This window comes from Pseudomonas sp. BS3782 TE3695 (assembly GCF_050435305.1).
Classification (GTDB): domain Bacteria; phylum Pseudomonadota; class Gammaproteobacteria; order Pseudomonadales; family Pseudomonadaceae; genus Aquipseudomonas.
Genome location: NZ_JBNDKB010000001.1, coordinates 1,245,415 through 1,271,810, shown reverse-complemented (window position 1 = coordinate 1,271,810; position 26,396 = coordinate 1,245,415). Strand labels below are relative to the sequence as shown.

Sequence of the window (26,396 nt, the reverse complement as noted above, 5' to 3'; positions counted from 1 at the left end):
CCATGAACAGCCGTTTCAAGGCATGGCGTCACAATCTGGCCTGGTCCCTTCCGATGGTGGCCGTATTGGCAGGTTGCACCGGCGGCGACAGCAGCAAACCGAAAACCCATGCACTGGCGACTTACTCCAGCGCCACTTGGGAAGCGCTTCCTGCAGTGTCCGATAGCGACCTCGTCGCCGGCTTCGGCTCGTGGCGCAGCGCTTGCACCCGGCTCAAGGCCGACCCGGTCTGGGGCGGCACGTGCGCGGCTTCCGCCAAGGTCCCGGCAACCGCCAACGACATCCGCGGCTTCCTCAAACAGAACCTCGACGTCTACGGCTTGCGTGCCGCCAATGACAACCCCAACGGCCTAATCACCGGCTACTACGAACCGGTGTACCCCGGCAGCCTGACCCAGACAGAGGAAGCCAACATTCCTGTGTACGGCGTGCCCGAGGACATGATCATCGTCTCGCTGGACAGCATCTATCCGGAGCTCAAAGGCAAACGCCTGCGCGGACGACTCGAAGGTCGCGTGCTCAAGCCATACGACGACGCGGCAACCATTGAAACCAACGGTGTGAAGGCGCCGGTGATTGCCTGGCTGACCGACCCGATGAACCTGCAGTTTTTGCAAATCCAGGGTTCGGGTCGCATCCAGCTTGATGACGGTCGTCAATTGCGCATCGGTTACGCCGATCAGAACGGCCACCCCTATCGACCCATCGGCCGTTGGCTGGTGGACCAGGGTGAGCTGAAGAAAGAAGATGTGACAATGGGAGCTATCAGCACTTGGGCCAAAGCCAATCCGACGCGCATTCCCGAACTGCTCGGCAGCAATCCCAGCTACGTGTTCTTCACCCGCAACCCCGACAGCAACGAAGGCCCTCGCGGCTCGCTGAATGTCCCGCTGACCGCAGGTTATAGCGCGGCGGTGGACCGCAAGGTGATTCCACTCGGCAGCTTGTTGTGGTTATCGACCACACGACCGGACGGCAGCGCACTGGTACGTCCGGTGGCGGCTCAAGATACTGGCGGCGCGATTGCCGGCGAAGTCCGCGCGGACCTGTTCTGGGGCACGGGCGAGGCGGCCGGGCAATTGGCTGGCGACATGAAACAGCAGGGGCAGATCTGGATGCTTTGGCCAAAAGGGGCGGCGTTGCCCCAAGTGCCGCAGGTAGCGGACACACTTTAAAAGCAAAAGATCGCAGGTTGCGCCAGCGCCTACAGGGATCGACGTTCATCCGCGATATTGCGGCGCACGCGGCCAATGTAGGAGCTGCCGAAGGCTGCGATCTTTCGATCTTGCCTTTAAACCGACACCACAAAGAAACTGACGATCAACCCCATGCCAATGGCCCACATCAACGACCGCAGAATCGCCCAGTCCGCCAGATAGCAAATGATGTAGAGCAGCCGACTGGTGATGAACAACACCGACAGCACATTGATCGTCACCAGTTCGGCATTGCCGACCAAGTGCGCGACAATCACCGCTGCCGCAAACGCCGGTGTCACTTCGAAGCTGTTCAACTGCGCCGAATGCGCACGCCTGGCCACGCCTTGGAGCGAGTCCAGAAACGCCCGCGGATCGTGATTCTCTTTCAGCCCGAACTTGCCGCCGCTGAACTTGGCGACGCCTGTGCATAGATATGGCAAGCAGATCGCAATCAAAATGCACCACAGAGCAACCGTCATAACGCAGTCCCTTCTTCAAGTTATAGAAAATCGAATTCCATCAGCGGCGACTAAAACTTCATCACCAACATGCCAATCAGCACCAGCCCACAGGCTAAGAGCCGGGGCCTGCCGAAAGGTTCTTTCAGATAGCGCATCCCAAACAGTACAACCAGAATCACACTGATTTCGCGCAGCGCCGCGGCTTCAGCAATCGAGCCGAGCTGCATCGCCCACAGCACCAGAGCGTAGCTGAACAGCACGCAGAACCCGACTGCCACCCCCAACCGCCACTGCTCGCGCCAGAACAGCATGAACGCCGGGCGTTTGCTCGCCAGCGCCAACAGCGGAAACGGCCAGGCGCTGAGCAAGGTGACCCATACCAGATAATCCAGCGGGTGGGACCAGCGCCGCAGGGCCTGACCGTCGATGAAGGTGTAGCAACCGATGCACAACCCGATCAGCGCCACCACCGGCAGCATCGACCACGGCAGACGCACCCCGCCACCGCCCTGCCAAAGCAGGCAGAACATACCGAACGGGATGAGCAAAATGCCGAAGATCTGCTGAGCCGTCAGCACTTCCCCGGCGAAGATCAGCGTCAGTGCCAGCACCACCAGCGGTGACAGGCCACGCATCAACGGATAGACAAGACCGAGATCGCCGACCCGATAGGCCTGGATCAACAGGTAGCGATAGAGCAACTCGAAGACCGCCGACGCAAGAATCCACGGCCACATCTCCAGTGGCGGTAGCGCCACGAAGGGCAGCATCAGGGCGACAAACAGCAGCGCCACGCTGTCCATGCAAGCCACCACCAACAGCCGCTCCGCACTGAATTTGATCAGGGTATTCCACGCCGCGTGCAAAAGCGCCGCCACCAACACCAAAACCGTCGCAAGCACGGCACACTCCTTTTTTTCTCCCGCCCACCCCTTCAAAACTAAACATACAAGCGAGCCTGTTCGCGATGCAGCTAACGCAATGCACCTCACTTCACTCATCTTTACGCTGGCGTGGATCCGGCGTTTGATCCTTGCTTTTCTTCGGCGGCCCGCTTTCGCTGCGAATCTGCGCGTGACTGATCAGGGCGAAGATAAAACTGCCACCGATGATATTCCCCACCAGCGTGGGACCAGCAAACACCAGCCAGAAATCTTTCCACGGCAACTCGCCGGCAAACACCAGGTACGAGACCTCGACCGATCCGACCACGATGTGGGTGAAATCTCCCAGCGCCATGAAATAGGTAATGAGGATGATGATCCACATCTTGGCGCTTTCCATGGACGGGATCATCCAGACCATGGTGGCGATCATCCAGCCGGAGATGATGCCTTTGGCGAACATTTTGCTCGCGTCGTTCTCCATGACCTTGCGCCCGATGTCGAGGAAGGCCAGATCGGTCTTGGTGTCGAAAATCGGCAGGTGCAGCATCACGTACGCCACCAGCAAGGTGCCGCAGAGGTTGCCCACCAGCACGACCGACCACAGCCTAAGCAACCGACCGAAATTTCCCAGCGTAGGCTTGCTCATGATCGGCAGCACGGCTGTCAGGGTGTTCTCGGTAAAGAGCTGCTGACGGGCAAGGATCACCGCGAGAAAACCTGCGCAGTAACCGAAACTCGCGATCACCTTGAAGCCTTCGCCGTCCGGCAGACGCGAGTTGAGCAGCCCCATGCCCATCAGTGACAAACCCATGGTCAGGCCGGCAGCCAGGGCCGACCACCACAGCGCCGCCACGCTACGCTCGAGTTCCTGATTACCTTGGGTTCGAATGATTTCATGAAGCACCGCCGCGCGCGGTGGCTGGTTCTTGTCGACCTCGCGCTGTTCTTGCGCCGAAAGGTCCGGGGTCTTGCCGTCTTGAGGCGTCTCCATAAAGCTCCTGAACCAATGGTGGTCGTTTAACTACGACACGCCGGGTACGGAGCTGTTCACTACCCGCCGAAACGAAGCAACCGCTGTGGCGAGGGAGCTTGCTCCCGTCGGGGCGCGAAGCGGCCCTGAAATCTGCCATCGGGTTCTTTCAGACAAACTTCACTGTCGGCTTACGACTGCTTCGCAGCCGAGCGGGAGCAAGCTCCCTCGCCACAGAGCGGCAATCACTCGCCGATGTCATCATCCTTGAACTGGTCTTTGACGTACCTGATCTCGGTCCGGCCGTGTGGCGCGGGCAGGCCGTCTTCGCCCAGGTTCACGAAAACCATCTTCTCTACCGTCAGGATGCTCTTGCGGGTGATCTTGTTGCGCACTTCGCAAGTCAGCGTGATCGAGGTATGGCCAAACTTGGTGGCGGTAATGCCCAGTTCGATGATGTCGCCCTGGCGCGAGGCGCTGACAAAGTTGATTTCGGAAATGTACTTGGTCACCACGCGCTGATTGCCCAGCTGGACGATGGCGTAGATCGCCGCTTCTTCGTCGATCCAGCGCAACAGACTGCCGCCGAACAGCGTGCCGTTGGGGTTGAGGTCTTCGGGTTTTACCCATTTGCGGGTGTGGAAATTCATGGGTGCTCCGAGGTTGAGTTGTTTGGGCGATAGGGTTATAGCCCCCAGCTTCAAGTTTTAAGCGACAAGCTGCAAGTTAAAAGCCGATCCGTTTGCTTGCCGCTTGTAGCTTGTCACTTGCCACTAGCCGGATAAAGAAAGCTATAATCACCGCCGATTTCAAAACGGCTCCTACCGTTTTCCCGCCACCTGTCCGAGGGGCGCTGCAGCAGGTTTGACCTGTCAGGCTCGGATGGGGCGTTGACTGGCCATGGCCAGACACTAAACGCACAACGGCGCCCATTCGCATACATTACGAATGGAGGCTCATCATGAGCGCTGTTATCACGCCTGCAGATTTTAACGATTACAAAGTCGCCGACATGTCCCTGGCTGCCTGGGGCCGTCGCGAAACCATCATCGCCGAATCCGAAATGCCAGCCCTGATGGGCCTGCGCCGCAAATACTCCGCCGAGCAGCCGCTCAAAGGCGCGAAGATTCTCGGCTGCATCCACATGACCATTCAGACTGCCGTGCTGATCGAAACCCTGGTTGCCCTGGGTGCCGAAGTGCGTTGGTCGTCCTGCAACATTTTCTCGACTCAAGACCAGGCCGCTGCCGCTATCGCTGCTGCCGGCATCCCGGTTTTCGCCTGGAAAGGCGAAACTGAAGAAGAGTACGAGTGGTGCCTGGAGCAAACCATCCTCAAAGATGGCGCGCCTTGGGATGCAAACATGATCCTCGACGACGGCGGCGACCTGACCGAGCTGCTGCACAAGAAATACCCGGCGATCCTGGATCGCGTCCACGGCGTCACCGAAGAAACCACCACCGGCGTTCACCGCTTGCTGGATATGCTGGCCAAGGGCGAGCTGAAAATCCCGGCCATCAACGTCAACGACTCGGTGACCAAGAGCAAGAACGACAACAAGTACGGCTGCCGTCACAGCCTGAACGACGCGATCAAGCGCGGTACCGACCACCTGCTGTCCGGCAAGCAAGCGCTGGTCATCGGTTACGGTGACGTGGGCAAGGGCTCGGCCCAGTCCCTGCGTCAGGAAGGCATGATCGTTAAAGTGTCCGAAGTCGACCCGATCTGCGCCATGCAAGCCTGCATGGACGGTTTCGAACTGGTTTCGCCGTTCATCGACGGTATCAACAACGGTACCGAAGCAAGCATCGACAAAGCACTGCTGGGCAAGATCGACCTGATCGTGACCACCACCGGCAACGTCAATGTTTGCGACGCAAACATGCTCAAAGCCCTGAAGAAGCGCGCCGTAGTCTGCAACATCGGTCACTTCGACAACGAAATCGACACCGCTTTCATGCGCAAGAACTGGGCATGGGAAGAAGTCAAACCTCAGGTTCACAAGGTTCACCGTACCGGCCCGGGCGCTTTTGATGCTCAGAACGACGACTACCTGATCCTGCTGGCCGAAGGCCGTCTGGTTAACCTAGGCAACGCCACTGGCCACCCAAGCCGCATCATGGATGGTTCGTTCGCCAACCAGGTTCTGGCGCAGATCTTCCTCTTCGGCCAGAAATACGCCGACCTGTCGCCAGCCCAGAAAGCCGAGCGCCTGACCGTTGAAGTACTGCCGAAGAAACTCGACGAAGAAGTGGCCCTGGAAATGGTCCGCGGTTTCGGTGGCGTGGTCACTCAACTGACCAAGCAACAGGCTGACTACATCGGCGTGACCGTCGAAGGCCCGTTCAAGCCGCACGCTTACCGGTACTGACAGCAGCTGCGAGCTACAAGCTTCAAGCTGCAAGTAAAGGCGGTTGTGTTTACTTGCAGCTTGGGCTTGGGCTTGTCTCTTCATGGTAATTAACACAGCAGTGAACTGTGAGCTTCAAACGCGAGAATCGGCGCACCGCCCACTTGCAGCTTGAAGCTTGCAACTTGCCGCTGGAGGCCCCCTCCATGTCCCAAGACCGTCGCTACAGTTTCGAATTCTTCCCGACGAAGACCGATGCTGGGCATGAAAAACTGATCGCCACTGCCCGTCACCTGGCGACCTTCAATCCCGACTTCGTCTCCTGCACCTATGGCGCTGGCGGTTCAACCCGTGATCGCACCCTCAACACCGTGTTGCAGCTTGAAAGCGAAGTCAAAGTCCCTGCCGCACCGCATCTGTCTTGCGTGGGCGACAGCAAGGACGACCTGCGCGGCCTGCTGAGCCAGTACAAGGCAGCCGGCATCAAGCGTATCGTTGCGCTTCGCGGTGACCTGCCCTCGGGCATGGGCATGGCCAGCGGCGAGATGCGTCACGCCAATGACCTGGTTGAATTCATTCGTGAAGAAACCGGCGATCATTTCCACATCGAAGTCGCCGCTTACCCGGAGATGCATCCGCAAGCGCGCAACTTTGAAGACGATCTCAACAACTTCGTGCGCAAGGCTAACGCCGGCGCCAACAGTGCGATCACCCAGTACTTCTTCAACGCCGACAGTTATTTCTACTTCGTCGAGCGTGTACAGGCCAAGGGTGTGAACATCCCGATCGTGCCGGGGATCATGCCGATCACCAACTACAGCAAGCTGGCGCGTTTTTCCGACGCTTGCGGTGCGGAAATCCCGCGCTGGATCCGCAAGCAACTGGAAGCCTACGGCGACGACACCCAAAGCATTCAAGGCTTTGGCGAGCAAGTCATCACCCAGATGTGCGAACGCCTGCTGCAAGGTGGCGCTCCAGGGCTGCATTTCTACACGCTGAACCAGGCTGAGCCGAGCCTGGCGGTGTGGAATAACCTGAAGTTGCCGCGTTAAAGCAAGATCAAGAGATCGCAGCCTCGTTTCACTCGACAGCTCCTACAGGGGATTGCGTTCTCTGTAGGAGCTGTCGAGTGAAACGAGGCTGCGATCTTTTGCGCTCAATGCACTTTTAGTGTGCAGCAACACACTGAGTTAGAGCTTCTGGATCCCGTTTCTGGCTCTTTCCGGTTTCTCGTCGTAATCTCAACCCATGCCTTTGATCGCGCAGTTCATGACCGTGTTTCTTTTTACTTGCCTGAGCTTTGCCGCTCGGGGCGAGAAGTTGCGTATTGTCACCGAACCCTGGGCACCTTACGTGTATGAGGAAAACGGCAAGTCTTTGGGGCTTGACTACGAAACCACCGCCATTGTCTTCAAACGCCTCGGAATCGACGTGGAATGGCAGTTCCTGCCATGGAAACGCTGCCTGTCGATGCTTGAGCAAGGCCAGGCAGATGGCGTGCTGGATATTTTCCACAGTACTGAACGCGATGCGACCCTGCTCTACCCCAGCGAACCGCTTTCGCAAGTCGAGTTCGTGATGTTCTACGCCAACGAGCGACCGTATCCGTTCCGTACCCTGGACGACCTGAAAGGCCTGACCATCGGCACATCGCCGGGCTACCTGTACAGCAAGGACTTCAGCGAATCGACGCTGTTTACCCAAGAGCCGGCACCCACCCATGAAGCCAACTTCGGCAAACTGGTGCGCGGCCGCATCGACCTGCTGATCACCGATCGCCGGGTTGGCCAACATTTGCTCGATCAACTGAACATCCGCGACAAGATTACCGAGAACCCGCTCGTCATCAGCCAGCAAAGCCAGTTCCTTGCGGTACGCCGCAATGCCGGGATGGATTTGTTGGTGCAGCGTTTCGGTGCCGAGCTCAAGCGCTTCAAGCGCGAGCCGGCCTACGCTGAACTGAGCGCCCGCTATGGCGCCAGCCCGGCCACCGAAGCACGGTCTGCCAGCACCACCGCAGCGGGCGGAAAAACCGTTGAGCAGCAGGAAAGCGGCGCGCAGTGATTGCTCTGTTATACTCCGGCCTTCCCGCCAGGCTCACGCCCGGACGCTCGGACTTGTTCAAGGCATCTCGATCCCGCTACAGCGCAGCTTTTTCAGCCCGCGCGAGCGCTCCAGACGAGCCTTCGAGGCCCAGCAGGACCGGACGGGATTGCGTCCTCTTAAACGCGATTCGCGCCAGGCAAGACTCCCATTGGGCCAAGCCCTAACTAAAACAGGATTACTCATGTCCTTTGCTTCCCTCGGTCTCTCCGAGGCTTTAGTCCGCGCCATCGAGGCAGCGGGCTATACCGAGCCTACTCCGGTGCAACAGCGGGCCATTCCCGCCGTGTTGCAAGGTCGCGACCTGATGGTTGCGGCACAGACAGGTACTGGTAAAACCGGTGGTTTCGCCCTCCCGATTCTGGAGCGGTTGTTCCCCAACGGTCACCCGGACAAATCCCAGCGTCACGGCCCGCGCCAACCGCGCGTACTGGTCCTGACCCCAACCCGCGAACTCGCGGCCCAGGTGCACGAGAGCTTCAAGGTCTATGCCCGTGACCTGAAGTTCGTCAGCGCCTGCATCTTCGGCGGTGTCGGCATGAACCCGCAGGTTCAGGCCATGTCCCGCGGTGTCGACGTATTGGTGGCCTGCCCGGGTCGCCTGCTCGACCTCGCCGGCCAAGGCAGCGTCGATTTGTCCCACGTGGAAATCCTCGTGCTGGACGAAGCCGACCGCATGCTCGACATGGGCTTCGTCCATGACGTGAAAAAGGTCCTCGCCCGCCTGCCGAGCAAGCGCCAGAACCTGCTGTTCTCGGCGACCTTCTCCAAAGACATCACCGACCTTGCCGGCAAGCTGCTGCACAACCCGGAACGCATCGAAGTCACGCCGCCGAACACCACGGTCGAGCGGATCGAACAGCGCGTATTCCGTCTGCCAGCCAACCACAAGCGTTCGCTGCTGGCGCACCTGATCACCGCCGGCGCCTGGGAACAGGTGCTGGTGTTCACCCGCACCAAGCACGGCGCCAACCGCCTGGCCGAGTACCTGGACAAACACGGCCTCACCGCCGTCGCCATCCACGGTAACAAGAGCCAGAACGCCCGCACCAAAGCCCTGGCCGACTTCAAGGCCGGTGAAGTGCGCATCCTGGTCGCCACCGACATCGCCGCTCGCGGCCTGGACATTGACCAGTTGCCTCACGTGGTCAACTTCGAACTGCCGAACGTCGACGAAGATTACGTGCACCGTATCGGTCGTACCGGCCGTGCCGGTCGTTCGGGCGAGGCGATCTCGCTGGTCGCTCCAGACGAAGAAAAGCTGCTCAAAAGCATCGAGCGCATGACTAAGCAGAAGATTGCCGACGGCAATCTGATGGGCTTCGACTCCAGCGCTGTGGAAGCCGAGAAACCTGAAGTCCGCGAGCGTCCGGATGTGCGTAACCCGCGCAACCCACGCGGCCCGCGCGGCGACGGTCCGAACGGCAGCGGTGGTGGTGGCGGTCGTAAAGACAAAGGCAAGGACAAGGGCAAGGAAAAACCTGCTGCCACTGGCCGTGGCGATCGCCCGGCCCGTGAACACAAGCCCCGCGAAGGCACCCCGGCCCGTGAGCAACAGCGTCCGGCACCTCGCGCCGCCGCTGACCGTGCTCCGGACGAGTTCCTGGATGACGACATCGATAACTTCGGTAACCGCGTCGACTATGTGCCTCAAGCCAAACCGGCTCAGGGCCGTGGCCGCCGTCCGGGCGCTCCGGCACAAGGCGCAGGCGCAGGTGCTCCGCGCACCGGTCAGCCACAAGGTCGCCAAAATGGTCCGCGCAACAGCAGCGGCGCAACCACCGGCACGCCGCCAGCCAAGCGCAGCGGCCCACGCAACGGCGCTCCACGTGATGGCCAGGCCCGTCGCGAAGAGTCCCGCAACCGTCGCCCGGCCCGTGACGAACAGCCTCGTTCGGAACCGGCCGTGCAGAACCCGCGGGGCCCGGCACCGAAGATCATTCACAAGGAGTCGAAAAGCGATCGCTTCCCGACACCTGAGCAACTGGATCAACTGCCAGGCCGTCCACGCGGCGAAAAACCAGCGTTGCTGACACGCAATCGCTGATTTATCGCTGATATGAAAAATGCCCCGGCTCTCGCGATCCGGGGCATTTTTTTGGGCGCTGCAAACTGCTTTTGTAGGAGCTGGCGAAGCCTGCGATCTTTTGATCTTGCCTTTATCAGCGGTGATCCTGAAAAGATCGCAGCCTGCGGCAGCTCCTACGTCTCAGCATTACTTCGCTTTCACACCTTCAAACGTAACGTACAACTCGACGGCGTCGGACGCTGGGCCCAGGTCTTTCTGCTTGCCGAAATCGGAACGCTTGATGCTAGTGGTGCCTTCGAAGCCGGCACGGTAGCCGCCCCATGGATCCTTGCCTTCACCCAGGAAAGTAGCTTTGACCACGATTGGCTTGGTTACACCCAGCAAGGTCAGGTTGCCGGTTACGTCGGCAGTGTCTTTGCCAGCGGCGTTTTTGCCGGTGGATTTGACGCTGGTGGAAACAAAGGTCGCCTTGCCGAACTTGTCCACATCCAGAAAATCTTTGCTGGCAATGTGCTTGTCGCGTTCGGCATGGTTGGTGAACACGCTGGCGGTATTCACATTGAACTCAATCTTGCTGTCTTCAGGCTTGGCTGCGTCAAAGCTGAACTTGCCGTCGATGTCCTTGAAGGTACCGGTGATGTAGCTGTAACCCAGGTGGCTGATCTTGAAATCAACGAAGGCGTGCTGGCCTTCTTTGTCGACAACATAATCGGCCGCCATCACGTTGGCGGACAGCAGAGCAGAACCGATTGCCAGAGCGGCGAGCGTCTTTTTCAACATGCTTTCTATTCCTTTGGAGTCGAGGTTGAACATCAGGCTTTGCGACCCAGCATTCGGGTGAGGGTCGCATCACGATCGATAAAGTGGTGTTTCAATGCTGCCAACGCATGGAGGCCGGAAAAAATTACCAGCGCCCAGGCCAGGTACAAATGGATCACACCCGCGGTGTCTGCCTGATCCGGTAGTCCGGAAACCAGTGCAGGCACTTCAAACAGGCCAAACACCGGGATCCCGACACCGTCTGCGGTGGAAATCAGGTAACCGGCAATCATCACAGCGAACAGCGCGAGATAAAGGAAGGCATGGCCGAACACGGCACCAAGACGCGTCATTCGGCTATAACTTTGCAGGGCCGGCGGCGGAGGGCTGATGAAGCGCCACAACACCCGCAGCAACATGACCGCGAACAACAGCAGGCCAATGCTCTTGTGCAGATCCGGCGCATCTTTGCGCCAGGCGCTGTAGTAGTCCAGACCAACCATCCACAACCCCAACGCGAACAGACCATAGACCGCGAGCGCCACACCCCAATGCATGAAGAGGCTGATCCAACCGTAGCGGGAAGAAGAGTTACGTAGTTGCATTGCCCAAACCCTGTAAGAACTGCGTCCAAGACTATCGAGTTATCTATCGATTTAAAGCGGAAAATTTCGCTCGGAAATATCGAGAAATACGATCAAGACCTTGCGGTCGAGATGTTAAGAGAGTGTTAACCGAACGAAAAAACCTACAGATGCCGTCCCCTTCCCACTTGAAAAAAAACTTTACCACTCGTCAGAACTGTCATATCTGACAGTAGCCAACATTACAGGTCATTGATGAACCTGATCTCGGGCAATTGTCCGAGCGTCTGAACAGGAGTTCTACCATGAGTCACCATTCGAGTTCATTCCCCGTCATTACGCGTAACCGATCCAATTCGATACCCGTAGGGGAAGGACCGCGAGGGATAGCCATCAACGACGATGGATCCCGGGTTTTTGTTTGTAATTACATCTCAGGCAATGTGTCAGTCATCGACACTCGGAACAAAAAGGTAATCCGCACCATTGCCGTCGAGCGTCACCCCCAAAGCATCGCTCTTGGCCATCGGGGCAAAAGAGCTTACGTGACCAACTACGGTTCAAGTTCGGTTTCGGTTATCGATACCAAAACCTATGAGGTAGGTCACGTCGGGGTAGGAAGGCATCCTTGGGCAATCGTAGTAAGCCGGGACGGGAAGCACGTTTACGTCACCGTTCGACAAGATAAAGAGTGGCTGGCAATTATTGACACCCGCACTTATGCCGTGAGCAGAGTGCAAGGATTGCCTTCTCCCTCCATCAGTGTGGATATCAGCCCGGACAATTCGCGTCTGTATATTTCCAGTACCAACCCTCCTGACGGTCCTTATCAGGACGCGCTCACGGTCATCAGCAGCAAGACGTTCGAAGTTCTCGACATCATCAGAACCGCAACTTATCCATCAGCGGTCAGCGTCAGTCCCGATGGCAAAAAAGTCTATATCGTGGGGCTGGACGCTCAAAAACTCACCGTGCTGGACACCCGGTCATCGATAACCAGGCATTTCGATTTTGTGAATTGCGAAGGAAAAATAGTGTTCGGCGAAAAGAATGCTTATGCCGTCGATCAAACTGGAAAAGAGGTCGTGGAAGTTGATACCGACACTCATGAGATTGTCCGCAGGACTCCCATTCCTAATGCTTGCGGGCCGTATGACATGGTTCTTGGTCAGCATAGACGTGCCTATATCAGCGACTACCAAAGCGACGAAATCCATATCGTCGATCTGGCTTAACGACAAAGCACGCAGCAACCGGCGCTGGAACAACGTACGCAAGATATAAAAAAACGCGGCATCACTGCCGCGTTTTTTTGCTTCCGGAACTTATTGCGTCTTGGTTTCAGTCGTCACTGGGGTCTTCGCAGCAGTATTGACCGCTGGCTTTTTTACCGGCTCAGTCTTTTTCGCCGTCGCCTTGACCGGGGCTTTTTTGGCCTCGGTCTTGGCAGCAGGCTTTTTCACTGGTGCTTTCTTGGCAGGCTCTGCTTTCACTGGTGCCGCCGGTTTCGGCGCCTCAACCGGTGCTGGCGCTGGCGTCGGTGCAGGTGCCGGGGCGGGTGCCGGAGCAACCGGTGCGACGGGGGCTGGCACCTTGGCCGGTGCCGGTTTGTCGTCAGAACCGCCGAACAGGTTGGTGAAGAAGTTACCTTTCTTCGCCGCCACCGCACCTGCCGCTGCTGCGGTCGCCGCCGGAACAACTTTCGCCGGTTCGAACGACTTGCCCGCCGCCAGGTCTTCTACCTGACTGGCTGCACGCTGACCGGTGCGCAATGCGCCTTCCAGAGTGCCCGGGTACAAGGCGTCGGTGTGTTCGCCGGCAAAGGCTACACGTTGCAGCGGACGCTCCCATAGGCGCCAGTACTTGCTGATCTGGCCCGGGCCAAAGGCCAGGTAAGCGCCACCCATCGATGGGTCGGTGCTGTAGCGACGGATTTCATAACCGGTGAACGAACCGCGAGCCTGTGGATAAAACGCATGCAGGCGAATCAGTACCTGATCGGCCATCTGCTTGTCGCCGAAAGCCTGCATCACCCGCGCATTGTCGCCGGACAGGTTGATCACCACATTGGCGCCGCCTTTCAGGGCCGGCTCGACCCACAACATGCCCAGGCCGGTGTTGCTGTAGATCTCGCCGGACATGCGCGCCTTGCTTTCCCACACCGGCGTCTTGAACTTCAGCATGATCTGGTCACGCCAGCCGTAGTTGGTGCCTTTGATGGCGCCCAGGTGCTGGGCATCCAGCGCCGGGGTCATCTGGATCTTGTTCAATGCACGCAACGGCACGGCCAGCACAACGTAGTCGGCCTGATAGCCAACACTGCCGACTTTGACGGTCACGCCGTCCTTGTCCTGGCTTATGGACGAAACCGGGGAACTGGTCTTGATGGTTTTCAGTTGTTTGGCGAAGGCTTGGGCCAGCACCGGGCTGCCGCCGGGCAGACGCGAGGCACGCAGGTCACGGTCGGCAACACCACGGTAGACGCGGCTCTGCTGTGCGAAGTACAGCAGAGACAGACGTGAAGGTTCGTCATAGCGGGTACGAATCTGCTGATTCACCAGCTGACGAGCAGTGGCTGGCAGACTCAAGCGATCGAGCCAGTTGGACACGGTGATCTGGTCCAGGGCGAACAATGTACTGTTGGCGGCCGGGTTCTGCGGATCTTCGATCGAACGCGCCAGATCATCCAGCGTTTTTTCGTAGCGTTTCAGCGCCTCGGCGGTGGCCGGCTGTTTGGTCGCCAGATCGGCGGCGGTGAAATACTCACCGTCGATCAGGTAGCTCGGAGTCCGCACGAATTCAGGGGCTGGCGTGGTGGTCAGCTTAAATGTCGAGACGTACTTGTTCAGCACCGGCTGGGTCTTGTCGTTGCCGATCCACTCACTGGTGGCCATGCCAGAGCGACCGCCCAATGTCGGTTTGGCTTCCAGCAGGGTGACCTGCCAGCCTTTGTTCTGCAGCTCGTACGCCGCGGTGAGGCCCGAAAGCCCGCCGCCGACCACGATCACCGTTTTATCCTTGGCCAGCGCCGAAACGCTGAACAGCCCCAACATCACCAGCGCACAGGCGCGCAGCCAACCAGCAGACATTCAGCGAACTCCGGAAATATACGAGAAAATAGCGGTTTTACGAGTCAGACGACTCAAAGAACCGCGAAGAATACGTCAGCCATCAAAACGCCGCCAGCCACGTCTACCGCCTTATACAAAGTAGCTCAATTGACACAATGGGTTGTCCCGATGACGCGCATTGCATAGGCTTGCGCGATTGTTTGCCCGCGCACCAAGCGAGCCGCCTCGAGGAGACTGAACATGGGCCTGAATAATCAGTGGATGCAACGCGATCTCGCGGTTTTATGGCATCCCTGCACCCAGATGAAAGACCACGAACAGCTGCCGCTGATCCCGATCAAGCGCGGCGAAGGCGTCTGGCTGGAAGACTTCGAAGGCAAACGTTACCTTGACGCGGTCAGCTCCTGGTGGGTCAACGTGTTCGGCCACGCCAACCCGCGGATCAACCAGCGCATCAAGGATCAGGTCGATCAGCTGGAACACGTGATCCTCGCCGGTTTCAGTCATCAGCCGGTGATCGAACTGTCGGAGCGTCTGGTGAAGATGACGCCCGAAGGCCTGACCCGGTGCTTCTACGCCGATAACGGTTCGTCATGCATCGAAGTCGCGCTGAAAATGAGCTTTCACTATTGGCTCAATCGCGGCCAGCCGAACAAGAAGCGCTTCGTCACCCTCACCAACGGTTATCACGGCGAGACCATGGCGGCGATGGCGGTGGGCGACGTGCCGCTGTTCACCGAAACCTACAAAGCCCTGCTGATGGACACCATCAAGGTGCCGAGCCCCGATTGCTATCTGCGCCCCGAGGGCATGAGCTGGGAAGAACACTCGCGCAACATGTTCGCCGCCATGGAGCAGACCCTGGCCGACAACCACGACAGCGTGGCCGCGGTGATTCTGGAGCCGCTGATTCAGGGCGCCGGTGGGATGCGCATGTATCATCCGGTGTACCTCAAGTTGCTGCGCGAAGCCTGCGATCGTTATGGCGTGCACTTGATTCATGATGAAATCGCCGTCGGCTTCGGTCGCACCGGAACGATGTTCGCCTGCGAACAGGCCGGTATCCGTCCGGACTTCCTTTGCCTGTCCAAGGCCCTGACCGGCGGTTACCTGCCGTTGGCGGCGGTGCTGACCACCGATGAGGTCTACAGCGCCTTCTACGACGACTACCCGACCCTGCGCGCCTTCCTGCATTCCCACAGCTACACCGGCAATCCGCTGGCGTGCGCGGCGGCATTGGCGACGCTGGATATCTTCGAAGAAGACAACGTCATCGAGAACAACAAGGCCCTGGCTCAACGCATGGCCTCCTCCACCGCGCACCTGGTCGATCACCCGAACGTTGCCGAAGTGCGCCAGACCGGCATGGTGCTGGCCATCGAGATGGTCAAAGACAAAGCCAGCAAGACCGCTTACCCGTGGCAGGAACGTCGCGGTTTGAGGGTGTTCCAGCATGCGCTGGAGCGTAGTGCTTTACTGCGGCCGTTGGGCAGCGTGGTGTATTTCCTGCCGCCGTACGTGATTACCCCGGAGCAGATCGATTTTCTGGCCGAGGTGGCCAGCGAAGGCATCGACCTCGCCACCCGTGACAGCATCAGCGTGGCAGTGCCGAAGGACTTTCATCCGGGTTACCGTGATCCGGGCTGAAGCCATACATAGATTCCCTGTGGCGAGGGAGCTTGCTCCCGCTCGGCTGCGAAGCAGTCGTAATCCGGTTTGCACGTTTTAACTGACAAAACGCGGTCGCCGGGTTTGGGGCTGCTTCGCAACCCAGCGGGAGCAAGCTCCCTCGCCACAAAAGCTGATTGCGCACGCTGCTACATTCGACACTTTTTACAGAGACCATTGATGAGACTGTCCCGCTTCTTTATCGACGCCCCCTTGAGCACCGGCGAACACGAGCTTCCCGAGGCTCAGGCCCATTACATCAGCCGCGTGCTGCGCATGGCCGAGGGTGATGCGGTGCAATTGTTCGACGGTTCGGGCCACGAGTTTCGCGGCGTGCTGGCGGACGTCGGCAAGAAGCGCGTCGTGGTGAACATCGATGAAAGCTTCGCCGGGCAGGTCGAGTCGTCGCTAGCGGTCCATCTCGGCCAGGGCTTGTCCCGTGGCGAGCGGATGGACTGGGCGATTCAGAAAGCCACCGAACTGGGCGTCAGCGAAATCACCCCGATCTTCACCGACCGCTGCGAAGTCCGCCTCAAGGACGAGCGCGCCGACAAACGCCTGATGCACTGGCGTCAGGTGGCGATCAGCGCTTGCGAGCAATGCGGGCGCTCATCGGTGCCGGTGATACATCCGCCGCTGCTGTTGGCCGACTGGTTGAAGCAGACGGAAGCCGAATTGAAGCTGGTGCTGCACCCGGTGGCCGAGCCGCTGGTGAGCCATGCGAAACCGGCGACGCTGGCGTTTCTGATCGGCCCGGAAGGCGGGTTGTCCGACGCTGAAGTCGAGCAGGCCAAGGCGGGCGGTTTCCACGCCGCCCGCCTCGGCCCTCGCGTATTGCGCACCGAAACCGCGCCGGTGGTGGCGTTGGCGGTGGCTCAGCAACTTTGGGGTGATTTCTAAAAGATCGCAGCCTGCGGCAGCTCCTACAGGGATCGCGTTCCCATCGTAGGAGCTGCCGCAGGCTGCGATCTTTTGATCTTGATCTATTGCACAGGATCACTCACCGGCTTCGCAATGATCGCTTTCAACTCGCTGGTCATCGGAAACTCAAGGTTCAAACCTTTAGGCGGAATCGGCTGCTGGAACCAGCGGTTGTAGATACTGTTGATTTCCCCTGAGCTGTACAAATCAGCAAGCGTCGAATTCACCAACTCGAGAAATTGCGGATCGCCCTTGCGCACCATGCAACTGTAGATTTCCCGCGATTGCTCCTCGCCCACCACGACCCACTTATGCGGATCGCGCGCCTTGGCCCGTTCGCCGTAGAGCAGCGCGTCATCCATATAGAACGCCGCCGCCCGCCCAGACTGCAGCATCTGGAAGGCTTCGCCGTGATCCTTGGCGCTGATCACGAACATGTCGATCTTGTGATCGACGTTGTAGCTCTTCAGAAACCGCTCATTGGTGGTGCCGGCGGTGGTCACGACGTTCTTGCCGCGCAGGTCAGCGAAGCGCTTGATGCCGCTGTCCTTCGCCGTGAGCAACTGCCCCTTCACGTAGATGAACCCATAGGAAAACGCCACTTGCTGCATGCGCTCGGCGGTCACGCCGGTGGAGCCGCATTCAAGATCGACCGTGCCGTTCTGCACCAGCGGAATGCGCGTTTGCGAGGTCACCAGGTTGTACTTCACCTGCAGATCCGGCAGTTCAAGCTTTTGCTTGATGCGCTCGACAATCTTGCTCGCCAGGTCCACCGAATAGCCCATCGGCTGCCCCGTGTGATCACCCACGTAAGAGAAGGGTACCGACGCATCGCGATAGCCCAGCGTGATGCTCTTGGCATTGGCAACCTTGTTCAGCGTGCCGGTCAGCGGCGCTTCGTTGGCCTGGACCTGACTGGCGAGCAGCAGGCCGAGGGTGCAGCCGATCAACGTGATTTTTTGCATTGTTATTCTCCGTTGTGGGTTAAGCGTTTAGCAGCGAGCGACGCGGGGGGCGAGGCCCTGCATTTCGATCGAGGGTGCGCGCTGGGCAATCAACTCACTCAGCAGCCGCGCGCTACCGCAGGCCAAAGTAAAGCCCAAGGCGCCATGGCCGAGGTTGAGCCAGAGGTTGCGGTACGCCGTGGCGCCAATCAACGGCACGCCGCTGGGAGTCGCCGGGCGCATGCCGGCCCATTCGATGGCGACATCGTAATCGCCGGCATTGGGCAGGGTTTCCTGCGCCTGGCGTTTGATCAGCGCCAGGCGCTTGGGATCGAGCGCCGGGTCGAAACCGACAATGTCGACCATCGCCGCCACCCGCAGTTGTGCACCGATGCGGGCGTAAACGATCTTGCGGTTGTAATCGGTGATGCTCAGCTCTGGCGCGCGGTGTTCGGCGCGGATCGGCATGGTCAGGCTATAGCCCTTGAGTGGGTACAGCGGCAGGTTCATGCCCGGCAACGCCAGCGCCGGGCTGCGATGACCGGCAGCGATCACCAGTTGCTCGACCGGCAATACCTGTGCGCCCATTTCGACGGCCTGCACCTCGCCGTCCCCGTGGCGAATGCCGGTGACCGTGCGGCCCGGCAAAAACTCGCAACGCCCCGACGCCTTGAGCCGGGCCACCAGTTGCAGGCAGAACGCATGGCAATCGGCGACTTCTTCATCGGGCGTGTAGATCGCGCCCACGAATGGCGCATCGACAAGCGCCGGCTCCAGCTGTGCGCACTCGGCCCGGGACAACACCTGTTGCTGTCGCGGATCAGCCAGCCCTTGGCGCGCATGCTCGAAACTCGCAGCTTCACGAAACGTCACCAGTTTGCCGTTGCGCCGCCAGTCGAAACCATCGAGGCGGTCTTCGTCGCGCCAGCCTTGCAGCGTGGCCTGGCTCAGCAGCGCCAGGCGCAGCAGATGGGCGCCGTTGCGCTGATTCACCGAACGCCGACAGGCCGCCAGAAAGGCCGCCATCCAGCGCCACTGCGCCGGGTCCAGGCGCGGACGCAGCTTCAACGGCGAGTCTCCGCGCAACATCCATCCCAGCGCCTGCCACGGTACGCCGGCATCGGCCAGAGGCGCGACATAGCGGTAGGACAACTGGCCGCCGTTGGCGAAACTGGTCTCGCTGGCAAACGAATCCCGGGCCTCGATCAGCGTCACGTCGATGCCGTCGCGAACCAGTGCGTAAGCCGTTGTCAGCCCGATGACGCCGCCACCGATGATGCAAACCCGCTGAGCCATGTCAGTCCTTAAGCGTTGTTGAAACGTGCCCTCAGCTTAGGACCAGGTGACAGACGCTGAACAATGCATAAAGATGCCTGAGCCATAAACAAAGGTTATGGACTTGCCATGCGACTGCGACACATCGAGATTTTCCAGGCCATTCGCCAGACCGGTTCGGTCAGTGGCGCCGCCCAGTTGCTGCACGTGTCGCAGCCGGCGGTGAGCAAAGTGCTGCAACACGCCGAACAGCAACTGGGCTTTGCGTTATTCCTGCGGGTGCGCGGCAAATTGCAGCCGACGCCCGAAGCCCTGGAGCTTGAGCGCGAGGTCGACAAGGTCAGCGAAAGCCTGCAAGGCGTGCGACGCCTGGCCCAGAGCCTGCGCCGCGAGCCGGGCCACAGTGTACGGATTGGCGCGATCCCGGCGCTGGCCTTGTCGCTGCTGCCGCCGGCGATCAACGAATGGACGCAACGCTACCCGCAAATCGCCTGCGAATTGTCCAGCGCTCACAGCCGTGAGCTGATGCAGAACCTGTTGATGCGCGAAGTGGATGTCGCCCTGACGTTGCAACTGCCCGATCATCCGGGCCTGAAGGCGCAGGCCCTGGCCTGCGGAATGTTGGTGGCGCTGGCGCCGAAAGACTTTTGGCCCGACGACACTCACGGTAAACCGTTGCCGTTGATCGAACTGGCCGGTGCGCCGCTGATTGGCCTGTCCAGCGCCGACCCGCTGGCCGCCCGACTCGACAGCTACCTTGAAGCGGTCAATCCGCCGCCAAAGGTACGCATCGCGGTGCAGACCTACTCGCTGGCGCGAGCGATGGTTGAATCCGGGGCCGGGTTAGCGGTAATCGACCCGTTCACCGCACTCGGTGCGTCCCCCGCCACCACGGTAATTCGCCCCCTTGCACCGGCACTACCAATCACCCTATATGCCGTGACCCGCGCCGACGAACCACCGCCACACACCTTGAGCGATTTGTTGCAGGTGTTCAGCCGACGGGCGCAGGCGCAATTGGATCACCTGTGTCCCACAGGTTTTGCAAATAGCTGCAATGCGATCTACAAGACGTAAAACAGAATCGCCACAAAGTGCAGCACGCTCCCGGCAATCACAAACAAATGCCAGACCCCATGGGCATGGCGCAGACGATGGTCGAGGGCAAAAAAGATAATTCCCACGGTGTACAACACCCCGCCCGACGCCAGCCAGGTAAAGCCGACCGGCCCCAGTGCCGCCAGTAATGGCTTTACCGCCACCAACACGATCCAGCCCATCACCGCATAAATCACGATCGACAGAATCCGCGCTTCCGAGCGGGGTTTGATCTCTTGCAGGATGCCGATCAGCGCCAGCCCCCAGACGATCCCGAACAACGTCCAGCCCCACGGCCCGCGTAGGGTCACCAGACAGAACGGTGTGTAACTGCCGGCAATCAGCAGGTAGATCGAAAAGTGATCGACCTTCTGCATGATCGCTTTCTTGCGCCCGCGCACGCTGTGGTACACGGTCGAAGCGCTGTAGAGCACCAGCAAGGTAAACGCATAAATCGCCACACTGACGATCTTCCACGGGCTGCCGTCCATACTGGCGATCACCAGCAGCCACACACCCCCGACAAACGCCGCCACCGCCCCGACCAAATGCGTCCAGGCGTTCAATCTTTCCCCGTGATACATGCGTTGCTCACCTCGCAGTTCCATACAACAATGCACAAGGCTCAGCTCTGAAGGTTAAAAGTGCAATGTTTCCGAACGCAATCGCCGGACAAAAAGGTTCTGGTTAAAACCCGCTCAGCGGTCAAACAGCCACGTCGGAGGGAAAGGGTGAGCCCGGTATAACTCGCACATCCTGCGCCGGTCGCGGTTAAACCACTCATTCAGCCACTGCTGGTATTGCTGCTGGATGCTGAGCTCATGCCAAGGCGTACTTCGCGCTTGAATCACCGCATGCGCGGCCATCATTCCTGACATCAACGCCTTCAACACGCCCTGTGACGCCGCCGGGTCCAGCACAAACGCCGCATCCCCCGCGATAAAGAATCCATCTCCTGCCGCCTGTTGGCATACACGCCAGGTCACGTCGGCCCCACGTATCGGGCCGGATGCCGTCAGGTGTTTGAAGGTGGCAGGTGGAATGCCCTGCGCTTTGTTTTCAGGAAAAAAGTTCAGACGGGTCCAGTGGAAAAGGTATTCGCCAATCTTCGCTGTCCAGTACCAGCCAAGCGGGTCTGCTTCAATTCCGCAAAAAATTTCATCTTCAGGGCTCGCCCCGGCGGCATAACCATAATGAGCGATCAGAGGCAGCGAAAATCTTCGCCAGCGAAGTTGCAACTGACGAGACAACCAACTGCTGGCGCCACTGGCGTCGATCACTTGGGGAGCAGTGAAATCACCTTGTCGGGTTTGCACCCCGCATACTCGCTGCTGGTCCTTGATCACCTTGAGCACATGGCACGGCTGCACGACCCGCACACCTGACTCGACGGCCCGACACAGCAGCAGGCCATCCAGCGCATCGCGAGGAATTTGAAACCCCCGCTCCGGTCCCGTCGCACCTTGACCAAAGGCACTGAATTGGCGCGCGCCCCCCCATTGCACCCAATGGCCCGTATGCCGTAAAAAACCAGCCGCTTGCACCGCGTCGGCCACGCCCAGCTGTTGCAGCAAAAGCTCAACACCAGGTTGCAGCGTCTCACCAGGACGCTTGCGAGGAAAAACCGCCTGCTCCAACAGCGCCACCCGCAACCCCCGTTGCGCGCACAGAATGGCCGCCGCCGCGCCCGCAGGCCCGGCTCCGACGATGACCACATCGTGGTCAGTCACGAGAGCGGATCTGCCAGCCCTTGTTGTCTTTATTAATCAAAAGAGTTTTCGCCCCGATAAAAAGCTCAACCATTTCGAGTATTTCAACGTGACGCCGAGTGAAATCGGAGGGTGTCGAAATGGCGCCGTATTTATACATCTTGAAGAAGTGCACATTGCTACCCAACTGCTTCCCTACCGCAGACTCTGCCTTGGCGAGAGCCGAATCAGAATGCACAATCGGGACAAAGGACAACACCGCCCACGCCCCCTGCAGTTGGCGAGTGGTTGCACCTACGGCGATGTAAGCCGACTGCATGGCCAGAATCCGCTGCTGATATTCCTCGCGGGAAGTCTGCCCTGTGACTGAGAGCGTCAACTGCCCGGCCAGTGCTCTATTCGTGTAATCGCTGTACGTATAGGCGGTGTATTCGACGACCTCACGCCCGCCTACCACCACCAGACGAGGCCCGGTTTCGCCATCCCATGACGGCTGGCTGGTTTGACCATTCTCAGAGTCCGGCAGCGGTATGACCGTCGGTTTTGTACCATCGGGCTCAAATGTACGTGCACTGTCAGGTGTCACAGCAGGCCAATAGCCGCCCGCGGCCGAACAGATTCTCACGTCTTCTGAAAACGGGCTGCCCAGGTTGAACGCGCAGAGAAATGTCGGCCGAAATCCCCCGTCAGTGGAAATTTCCCATCCCGGGCTAAAGGTGCCCGCAGCGTGATCGGGCAGCCAGGACGGACGCTGGGCGCTTGCAGAAGGCCCCACCGTTGCGGTGCCCACGCCTGGTAATCGCTGATAGACCAACGCGGTAATGCCTTTATCCTCCGCAACAAAATGCCCCCCCGGCAGCTGCGGATTACCTGCCAGCCTCAGTTCAGACAAGGCCTGCAAACTGACGTACCAGATTGGCTCGGGAAACGCCTGTTGCTGCTCCCACTCAATCAACGCTGCTTGCCCACAGCCCGGGTAAAAATCAGGTGCCGATAAAATAGAGTAGGCGACTGCGATGATCGGAATGTGTGCACTCAGCGCCGGACAAATGGGCTTGACCCAGCCTTCAGCAGTGAAGTCTATAAAGTGCAGTGCCTGGTAGTTGCCGGCGCTGACAATCGCGTCTACCCCCGGCTCTTTGTTCAAGTCACGGATCGAGCCATCGCCCTGTAACTGATGGCGTTTATTGATGATGTAACCACCAAAATTCGCGCCGGGCGGGACCCTGAAAGAGACTAATTGATTGTTATACAACGCGGGCTCAACCAGCCTGCGCCTGGGTACCGGCACATTCAGGCCAGCCCCGAATACCGAACTGTCACCCCATTCGGCGAGGTCGTCAGTCAGCACAAATGGAGCTTTCGATAGGTCGGGTTCAAACCAGTCCGCTTCAGTCCCTCTCCTGATCTGGAACTGCCGCAGCTTGTCATTGACGTGAAAAGCCTCAAGTTTCAAGTCCACATCGAGGCCGTCGATGCACTCGGTGCCATTGAAAACCATATGCAGCGGACACCAGAAGTTCAGTTCTTCATCACCGCTCCTCCAGCCGCGACCTACCCCGCCCTTTTGTTGCACTGCTATAAACGCACCGAAGCGAGCCGGAATGACTCGCATGACCTGCGGTTGATTCTGCACAAAGGGACTGAAACCACGCAGTCGAGCGTCGTACAGCACAGGAGCGGTGCCAACACGTGCTATGCCGGTGCGGGAAAAACACAGGTCGGCGTACTTGCGATGCGTCGTATCTGGTTGAGGCCGGTATTCATAGGCAAACACCACCAGCCCCAAGATCGCATCTGCACCCGCCAGCGCCTGAAGTTGCGCCAGTGTCGGAGGACTGACGCCGTACACATAGTTGAGCAGTGTCTCTAACTCTGCCGCAGTCGGGAAATCCGCGAGCGGGTTTGCCCCTGCCACCTCTGTCACATTGGGCGATGCCAACGCGTGGTACAGCAGACTGCGCGCCGGATGACCGGCTTCAATCCCACTGGTACCTTGCCACGAGAAGTCCTCAAAGCCCTTGATTGTGCGGTCAATCGACAGCGTTTTTTTTAACTCATCGGCCAACGGCCTGGCCTGGATATCCAGACCATGAAGCATCAGCAGGTCACGCCAGCCGGCGGACGCCAAACGCTCGCAGACTCGCTGAACCTCATCAATCAGAGCCATAAAAACTCCTGGATCAGGACCCAATGGGTGAAATCAGTATGCAATTTTTATGAGGCAGCCGAACCTGTTAGAAATATCAGTTTCGAGACTGGCGCTGGTTTTGCCGTGGGCGTGAAGCAATCGGAGATTTTTCAGGCTGTGATTTCCAGATAAGCATGATCTATAGGAATTGGGCACAATCGAGCGATTCGAATAAGAGTCACGCCCATCGTTCTCCCAAAACGCAGAGCGTGGGAATGATCAGGTTCGCGATGAACTGAAGGACGCCATCTGTTCCTGCACTCGAATCAGAAGCTGTTCAGCACTTTCCAACAACTGCGCCAACAACGCCGGATCTTCATCCATATAGCCTTCGTACTCCGCCAGGTTTCGTCGCTCATGACACAGGGCGAATAGCCGAACCTGTACTTTGCCAACATCAGCGGTATGAACCAGGCACTGAAACACCAGATATCGCTTGTCTGAACGGTAGCCGCACAAGCGAAGAGCCGTCAGTGCAAGGGCATGGGCAGCGTTATAAGCCAGGTCGAAACGACTCGCGAAGGAAAGCGAAGACGTTTGCGCGTCTTTCAATCGGTCCACAGCCGAACGCATCAGCCCTTCGCATTCCTTGCGATCCGGCGGCTCAGCTTTCAGTCCACCGCTACGTAACAGGTTTTCCAGGTTCTCGTTGCTGCCCATCCTTGGACTCCAAAGGGTTTCCCCCCATCAGATTGATCTTGTCCTGCTGCGCTACCCGCACGACGAAACTATTCTCAGCCGCCAGTTTTGCGGCCCAGTCGTCGGGGGTGTAGAGCGTCGGGTTGAGGACGCGGCCCAACAGCTCTTCCATCGGTATAAGCCTCTCCATCACTTCACTGTAGTGCAGGCCCTCGCCGATCAGCATGAGATCAATGTCACTGGATGCGTTTGCCTGATCCTTGGCGATAGAACCGTACACAAATGCCCAAGTAATCTGTTCGGCAAAGGGTTGGAGCGCCTGACGCAGAGGCTCGGCAATGCCAAAGGTTTTGCGGGCGATGCCCAGCAGTTCGGCATAGATCGGGCAGTCGGGATTGGCTTGATAGTGGGTCTGGTTGCCCTGACGGGTCAGGGTCAGCACGCCTGCCCACTGCAACCGATCCAGCTCGCGCATGAGGCTGCCTTTACCCACTTGAGCCCAGCGGGCGATCTCGTTGGCGTAAAAGCTTTGGTCGGGTTTACCAAATAGCAGGCCAAGCACTTTTTGCTGAGTGGTAGTGAACAAGGCTTCGCTTAGTGACAGGTTTTTCACGGCAACGACCGATAAGTCCCAAAAAAGGAACGATAGGTCCCTTTTTGGGAATCTTCAACCTTGCGCAGCGTAAACCATTGTTCTCGGTGTACTTGATACACCCCGGTTGCAGGTTTTGGGGCTGCTTCGCAACCCAGCGGGAGCAAGCTCCCTCGCCACAGGGATGTCCGACCGCTTGGGGTTTTGTGTTTAAAAGTTTGTCCGCTGGAACGGTGAGAGGCTACGCAGTCTGGCGTTGCTGCCTACAGCAATGCCGGAACCCGCTGACTGGTGGGGTTTTGCGCTGAGCTATATCGTTTACGGGTCGCTGCCAATTCAGCGACCGGGATTGGAAACCCCGACGAGTAAACGGCGTGAAAGCGCCACTCATGACGTATGCTTGCGCACCTTTAAAGTGTGCACTCCGTTATGGCGGCTGTGCGCGGGAGACCTTCGGGTCAACCGGGTTGCCGTTTCCCGGGTTTCCAGCCTGCGTACAGCTGCCACCCCTTCGTTCGGAAACCGAAAGGGCCAGCTCCAAACCATAAGCGGAGCTTCACTATGTTCAAAGCTACTCCCACCCCCCCGAAACCGACGCCGATTCCCAAGCCTCCCTCGATGCAGAAAAAATGAAGGAAGCCGCTGACCGCGCCTTTTCCCATTACTTCCCCCCACTCCACGAAAAACCGGCCAAACGCCGTAAGTCCCAGCTCTTCACCGTCGCCCCCGATATCGACACCGAAGCCCTTCTGGCCAATGCCTCCGAAGACCTGCTGTCCATCAGCGCCATTGCTGCCGATCTGGCGGACGATGTGGAAGGCTCACGCCGCTCTGTAGCCTTGGCGCTCAGCCGTTTGGCCGATGGCGTGCAGTTGTTGGTGGAGCGAGTGCTGGATCATCATGAGTCGTTGCAGATGAAGGCTCGGGCCAGGGTTTAGCGCAGAAC

General features: G+C 58.9%; 23 protein-coding genes, 1 pseudogene and 1 riboswitch. Of the genes and pseudogenes, 10 read left to right on the top strand and 14 right to left on the bottom strand.

Going from position 1 to position 26,396, the window contains the following annotated elements:
• Nucleotides 1–2 precede the first annotated feature (2 nt).
• Nucleotides 3–1,175: a murein transglycosylase A gene (mltA, locus tag ABH909_RS05725; protein ID WP_429431159.1), complete on the top strand. Its 1,173-nt coding sequence runs from the start codon at nucleotides 3–5 to the stop codon at nucleotides 1,173–1,175.
• A 116-nt stretch (nucleotides 1,176–1,291) separates the two neighbouring features.
• Here the strand turns inward: mltA and ABH909_RS05720 are convergent, their stop codons facing one another.
• The 4 genes from ABH909_RS05720 to ABH909_RS05705 all read right to left on the bottom strand — a co-directional run bounded on the left by ABH909_RS05720 (nucleotide 1,292) and on the right by ABH909_RS05705 (nucleotide 4,167).
• Nucleotides 1,292–1,678 carry an MAPEG family protein gene (locus ABH909_RS05720; RefSeq protein ID WP_429431157.1) on the bottom strand — a complete coding sequence of 129 codons (387 nt, stop codon included), beginning with the start codon at nucleotides 1,676–1,678 and terminating at the stop codon, nucleotides 1,292–1,294.
• A gap of 50 nt (nucleotides 1,679–1,728) precedes the next feature.
• Complete coding sequence (locus ABH909_RS05715) at nucleotides 1,729–2,562, bottom strand: EamA family transporter (RefSeq protein WP_429431155.1); 834 nt, start codon at nucleotides 2,560–2,562, stop codon at nucleotides 1,729–1,731.
• 91 nt (nucleotides 2,563–2,653) lie between these two features.
• Nucleotides 2,654–3,538, bottom strand: a complete 885-nt coding sequence (locus tag ABH909_RS05710; protein ID WP_429431153.1) for a formate/nitrite transporter family protein — start codon at nucleotides 3,536–3,538, stop codon at nucleotides 2,654–2,656.
• 224 nt (nucleotides 3,539–3,762) lie between these two features.
• Entirely contained in the window at nucleotides 3,763–4,167 is a 405-nt protein-coding gene (locus ABH909_RS05705; RefSeq protein WP_095633728.1) for an acyl-CoA thioesterase, read from the bottom strand.
• A 189-nt stretch (nucleotides 4,168–4,356) separates the two neighbouring features.
• Nucleotides 4,357–4,455, top strand: a riboswitch (S-adenosyl-L-homocysteine riboswitch).
• A 23-nt stretch (nucleotides 4,456–4,478) separates the two neighbouring features.
• Between ABH909_RS05705 and ahcY the strand changes: the two genes are divergently transcribed.
• From ahcY to ABH909_RS05685, 4 genes are all read left to right on the top strand, one after another.
• Nucleotides 4,479–5,888, top strand: coding sequence for an adenosylhomocysteinase (gene ahcY / locus ABH909_RS05700; RefSeq protein WP_218395271.1), 1,410 nt, complete (start codon nucleotides 4,479–4,481; stop codon nucleotides 5,886–5,888).
• A gap of 185 nt (nucleotides 5,889–6,073) precedes the next feature.
• Nucleotides 6,074–6,919: a methylenetetrahydrofolate reductase [NAD(P)H] gene (metF, locus tag ABH909_RS05695; protein WP_429431150.1), complete on the top strand. Its 846-nt coding sequence runs from the start codon at nucleotides 6,074–6,076 to the stop codon at nucleotides 6,917–6,919.
• 196 nt (nucleotides 6,920–7,115) lie between these two features.
• The gene (locus ABH909_RS05690; protein WP_429431148.1) at nucleotides 7,116–7,931 is read left to right on the top strand and encodes a substrate-binding periplasmic protein; all 816 of its coding nucleotides are present in this window, start codon (nucleotides 7,116–7,118) and stop codon (nucleotides 7,929–7,931) included.
• Between the two features lie 223 nt (nucleotides 7,932–8,154).
• The gene (locus tag ABH909_RS05685) at nucleotides 8,155–10,017 is read left to right on the top strand and encodes a DEAD/DEAH box helicase (RefSeq protein WP_429431146.1); all 1,863 of its coding nucleotides are present in this window, start codon (nucleotides 8,155–8,157) and stop codon (nucleotides 10,015–10,017) included.
• Between the two features lie 168 nt (nucleotides 10,018–10,185).
• Here ABH909_RS05685 and ABH909_RS05680 read toward each other — a convergent pair whose 3' ends face one another.
• Together ABH909_RS05680 and ABH909_RS05675 are read right to left on the bottom strand one after the other, a co-directional pair.
• Complete coding sequence (locus ABH909_RS05680) at nucleotides 10,186–10,779, bottom strand: YceI family protein (protein ID WP_260296571.1); 594 nt, start codon at nucleotides 10,777–10,779, stop codon at nucleotides 10,186–10,188.
• Nucleotides 10,780–10,811: 32 nt separating this feature from the next.
• A complete protein-coding gene (locus ABH909_RS05675) occupies nucleotides 10,812–11,363 on the bottom strand; it encodes a cytochrome b (protein WP_429431144.1) in 552 nt (183 codons plus the stop codon).
• Between the two features lie 284 nt (nucleotides 11,364–11,647).
• Here ABH909_RS05675 and ABH909_RS05670 point away from each other — a divergent pair, with 284 nt between their 5' ends.
• The gene (locus ABH909_RS05670; RefSeq protein WP_429431142.1) at nucleotides 11,648–12,577 is read left to right on the top strand and encodes a YncE family protein; all 930 of its coding nucleotides are present in this window, start codon (nucleotides 11,648–11,650) and stop codon (nucleotides 12,575–12,577) included.
• 90 nt (nucleotides 12,578–12,667) lie between these two features.
• Here the strand turns inward: ABH909_RS05670 and ABH909_RS05665 are convergent, their stop codons facing one another.
• Nucleotides 12,668–14,431 (bottom strand): FAD-dependent oxidoreductase, encoded by a 1,764-nt coding sequence (locus tag ABH909_RS05665; protein WP_429431140.1) that lies wholly within the window; start codon nucleotides 14,429–14,431, stop codon nucleotides 12,668–12,670.
• 222 nt (nucleotides 14,432–14,653) lie between these two features.
• Between ABH909_RS05665 and ABH909_RS05660 the strand changes: the two genes are divergently transcribed.
• Nucleotides 14,654–16,060 carry an adenosylmethionine--8-amino-7-oxononanoate transaminase gene (locus ABH909_RS05660; protein WP_429431138.1) on the top strand — a complete coding sequence of 469 codons (1,407 nt, stop codon included), beginning with the start codon at nucleotides 14,654–14,656 and terminating at the stop codon, nucleotides 16,058–16,060.
• A gap of 201 nt (nucleotides 16,061–16,261) precedes the next feature.
• Nucleotides 16,262–16,981: a 16S rRNA (uracil(1498)-N(3))-methyltransferase gene (locus ABH909_RS05655; protein WP_429431136.1), complete on the top strand. Its 720-nt coding sequence runs from the start codon at nucleotides 16,262–16,264 to the stop codon at nucleotides 16,979–16,981.
• An 83-nt stretch (nucleotides 16,982–17,064) separates the two neighbouring features.
• On the opposite strand, the gene ABH909_RS05650 is transcribed toward ABH909_RS05655, so the two are convergent.
• Together ABH909_RS05650 and ABH909_RS05645 are read right to left on the bottom strand one after the other, a co-directional pair.
• On the bottom strand, nucleotides 17,065–17,967 hold the full coding sequence (locus ABH909_RS05650) for a transporter substrate-binding domain-containing protein (protein ID WP_429431135.1): 903 nt from the start codon (nucleotides 17,965–17,967) through the stop codon (nucleotides 17,065–17,067).
• 27 nt (nucleotides 17,968–17,994) lie between these two features.
• On the bottom strand, nucleotides 17,995–19,242 hold the full coding sequence (locus tag ABH909_RS05645; RefSeq protein ID WP_429431133.1) for a D-amino acid dehydrogenase: 1,248 nt from the start codon (nucleotides 19,240–19,242) through the stop codon (nucleotides 17,995–17,997).
• A gap of 108 nt (nucleotides 19,243–19,350) precedes the next feature.
• Between ABH909_RS05645 and ABH909_RS05640 the strand changes: the two genes are divergently transcribed.
• A complete protein-coding gene (locus ABH909_RS05640) occupies nucleotides 19,351–20,298 on the top strand; it encodes a LysR family transcriptional regulator (protein ID WP_429431131.1) in 948 nt (315 codons plus the stop codon).
• Here ABH909_RS05640 and trhA read toward each other — a convergent pair.
• From trhA to ABH909_RS05615, 5 genes are all read right to left on the bottom strand, one after another.
• A complete protein-coding gene (gene trhA / locus ABH909_RS05635) occupies nucleotides 20,286–20,903 on the bottom strand; it encodes a PAQR family membrane homeostasis protein TrhA (protein WP_007897999.1) in 618 nt (205 codons plus the stop codon). The two genes, ABH909_RS05640 and trhA, sit on opposite strands and share 13 nt — an antisense overlap.
• 114 nt (nucleotides 20,904–21,017) lie before the next feature.
• Nucleotides 21,018–22,049, bottom strand: a complete 1,032-nt coding sequence (locus ABH909_RS05630) for an NAD(P)/FAD-dependent oxidoreductase (RefSeq protein WP_429431128.1) — start codon at nucleotides 22,047–22,049, stop codon at nucleotides 21,018–21,020.
• Entirely contained in the window at nucleotides 22,042–24,198 is a 2,157-nt protein-coding gene (locus ABH909_RS05625) for a hypothetical protein (protein ID WP_429431127.1), read from the bottom strand. Before ABH909_RS05625 ends, ABH909_RS05630 begins: the two co-directional genes overlap by 8 nt.
• A 240-nt stretch (nucleotides 24,199–24,438) precedes the next feature.
• Nucleotides 24,439–24,879: a hypothetical protein gene (locus ABH909_RS05620; RefSeq protein ID WP_429431125.1), complete on the bottom strand. Its 441-nt coding sequence runs from the start codon at nucleotides 24,877–24,879 to the stop codon at nucleotides 24,439–24,441.
• Entirely contained in the window at nucleotides 24,842–25,471 is a 630-nt protein-coding gene (locus ABH909_RS05615; protein ID WP_429431124.1) for a nucleotidyltransferase domain-containing protein, read from the bottom strand. The genes ABH909_RS05620 and ABH909_RS05615 overlap by 38 nt, the downstream gene beginning before the upstream one ends.
• A gap of 540 nt (nucleotides 25,472–26,011) precedes the next feature.
• On the opposite strand from ABH909_RS05615, the pseudogene ABH909_RS05610 reads away from it, so the two are divergent.
• Nucleotides 26,012–26,388 (top strand): annotated as a pseudogene (locus tag ABH909_RS05610) (DUF6124 family protein).
• The last annotated feature ends 8 nt before the right edge of the window (nucleotides 26,389–26,396 follow it).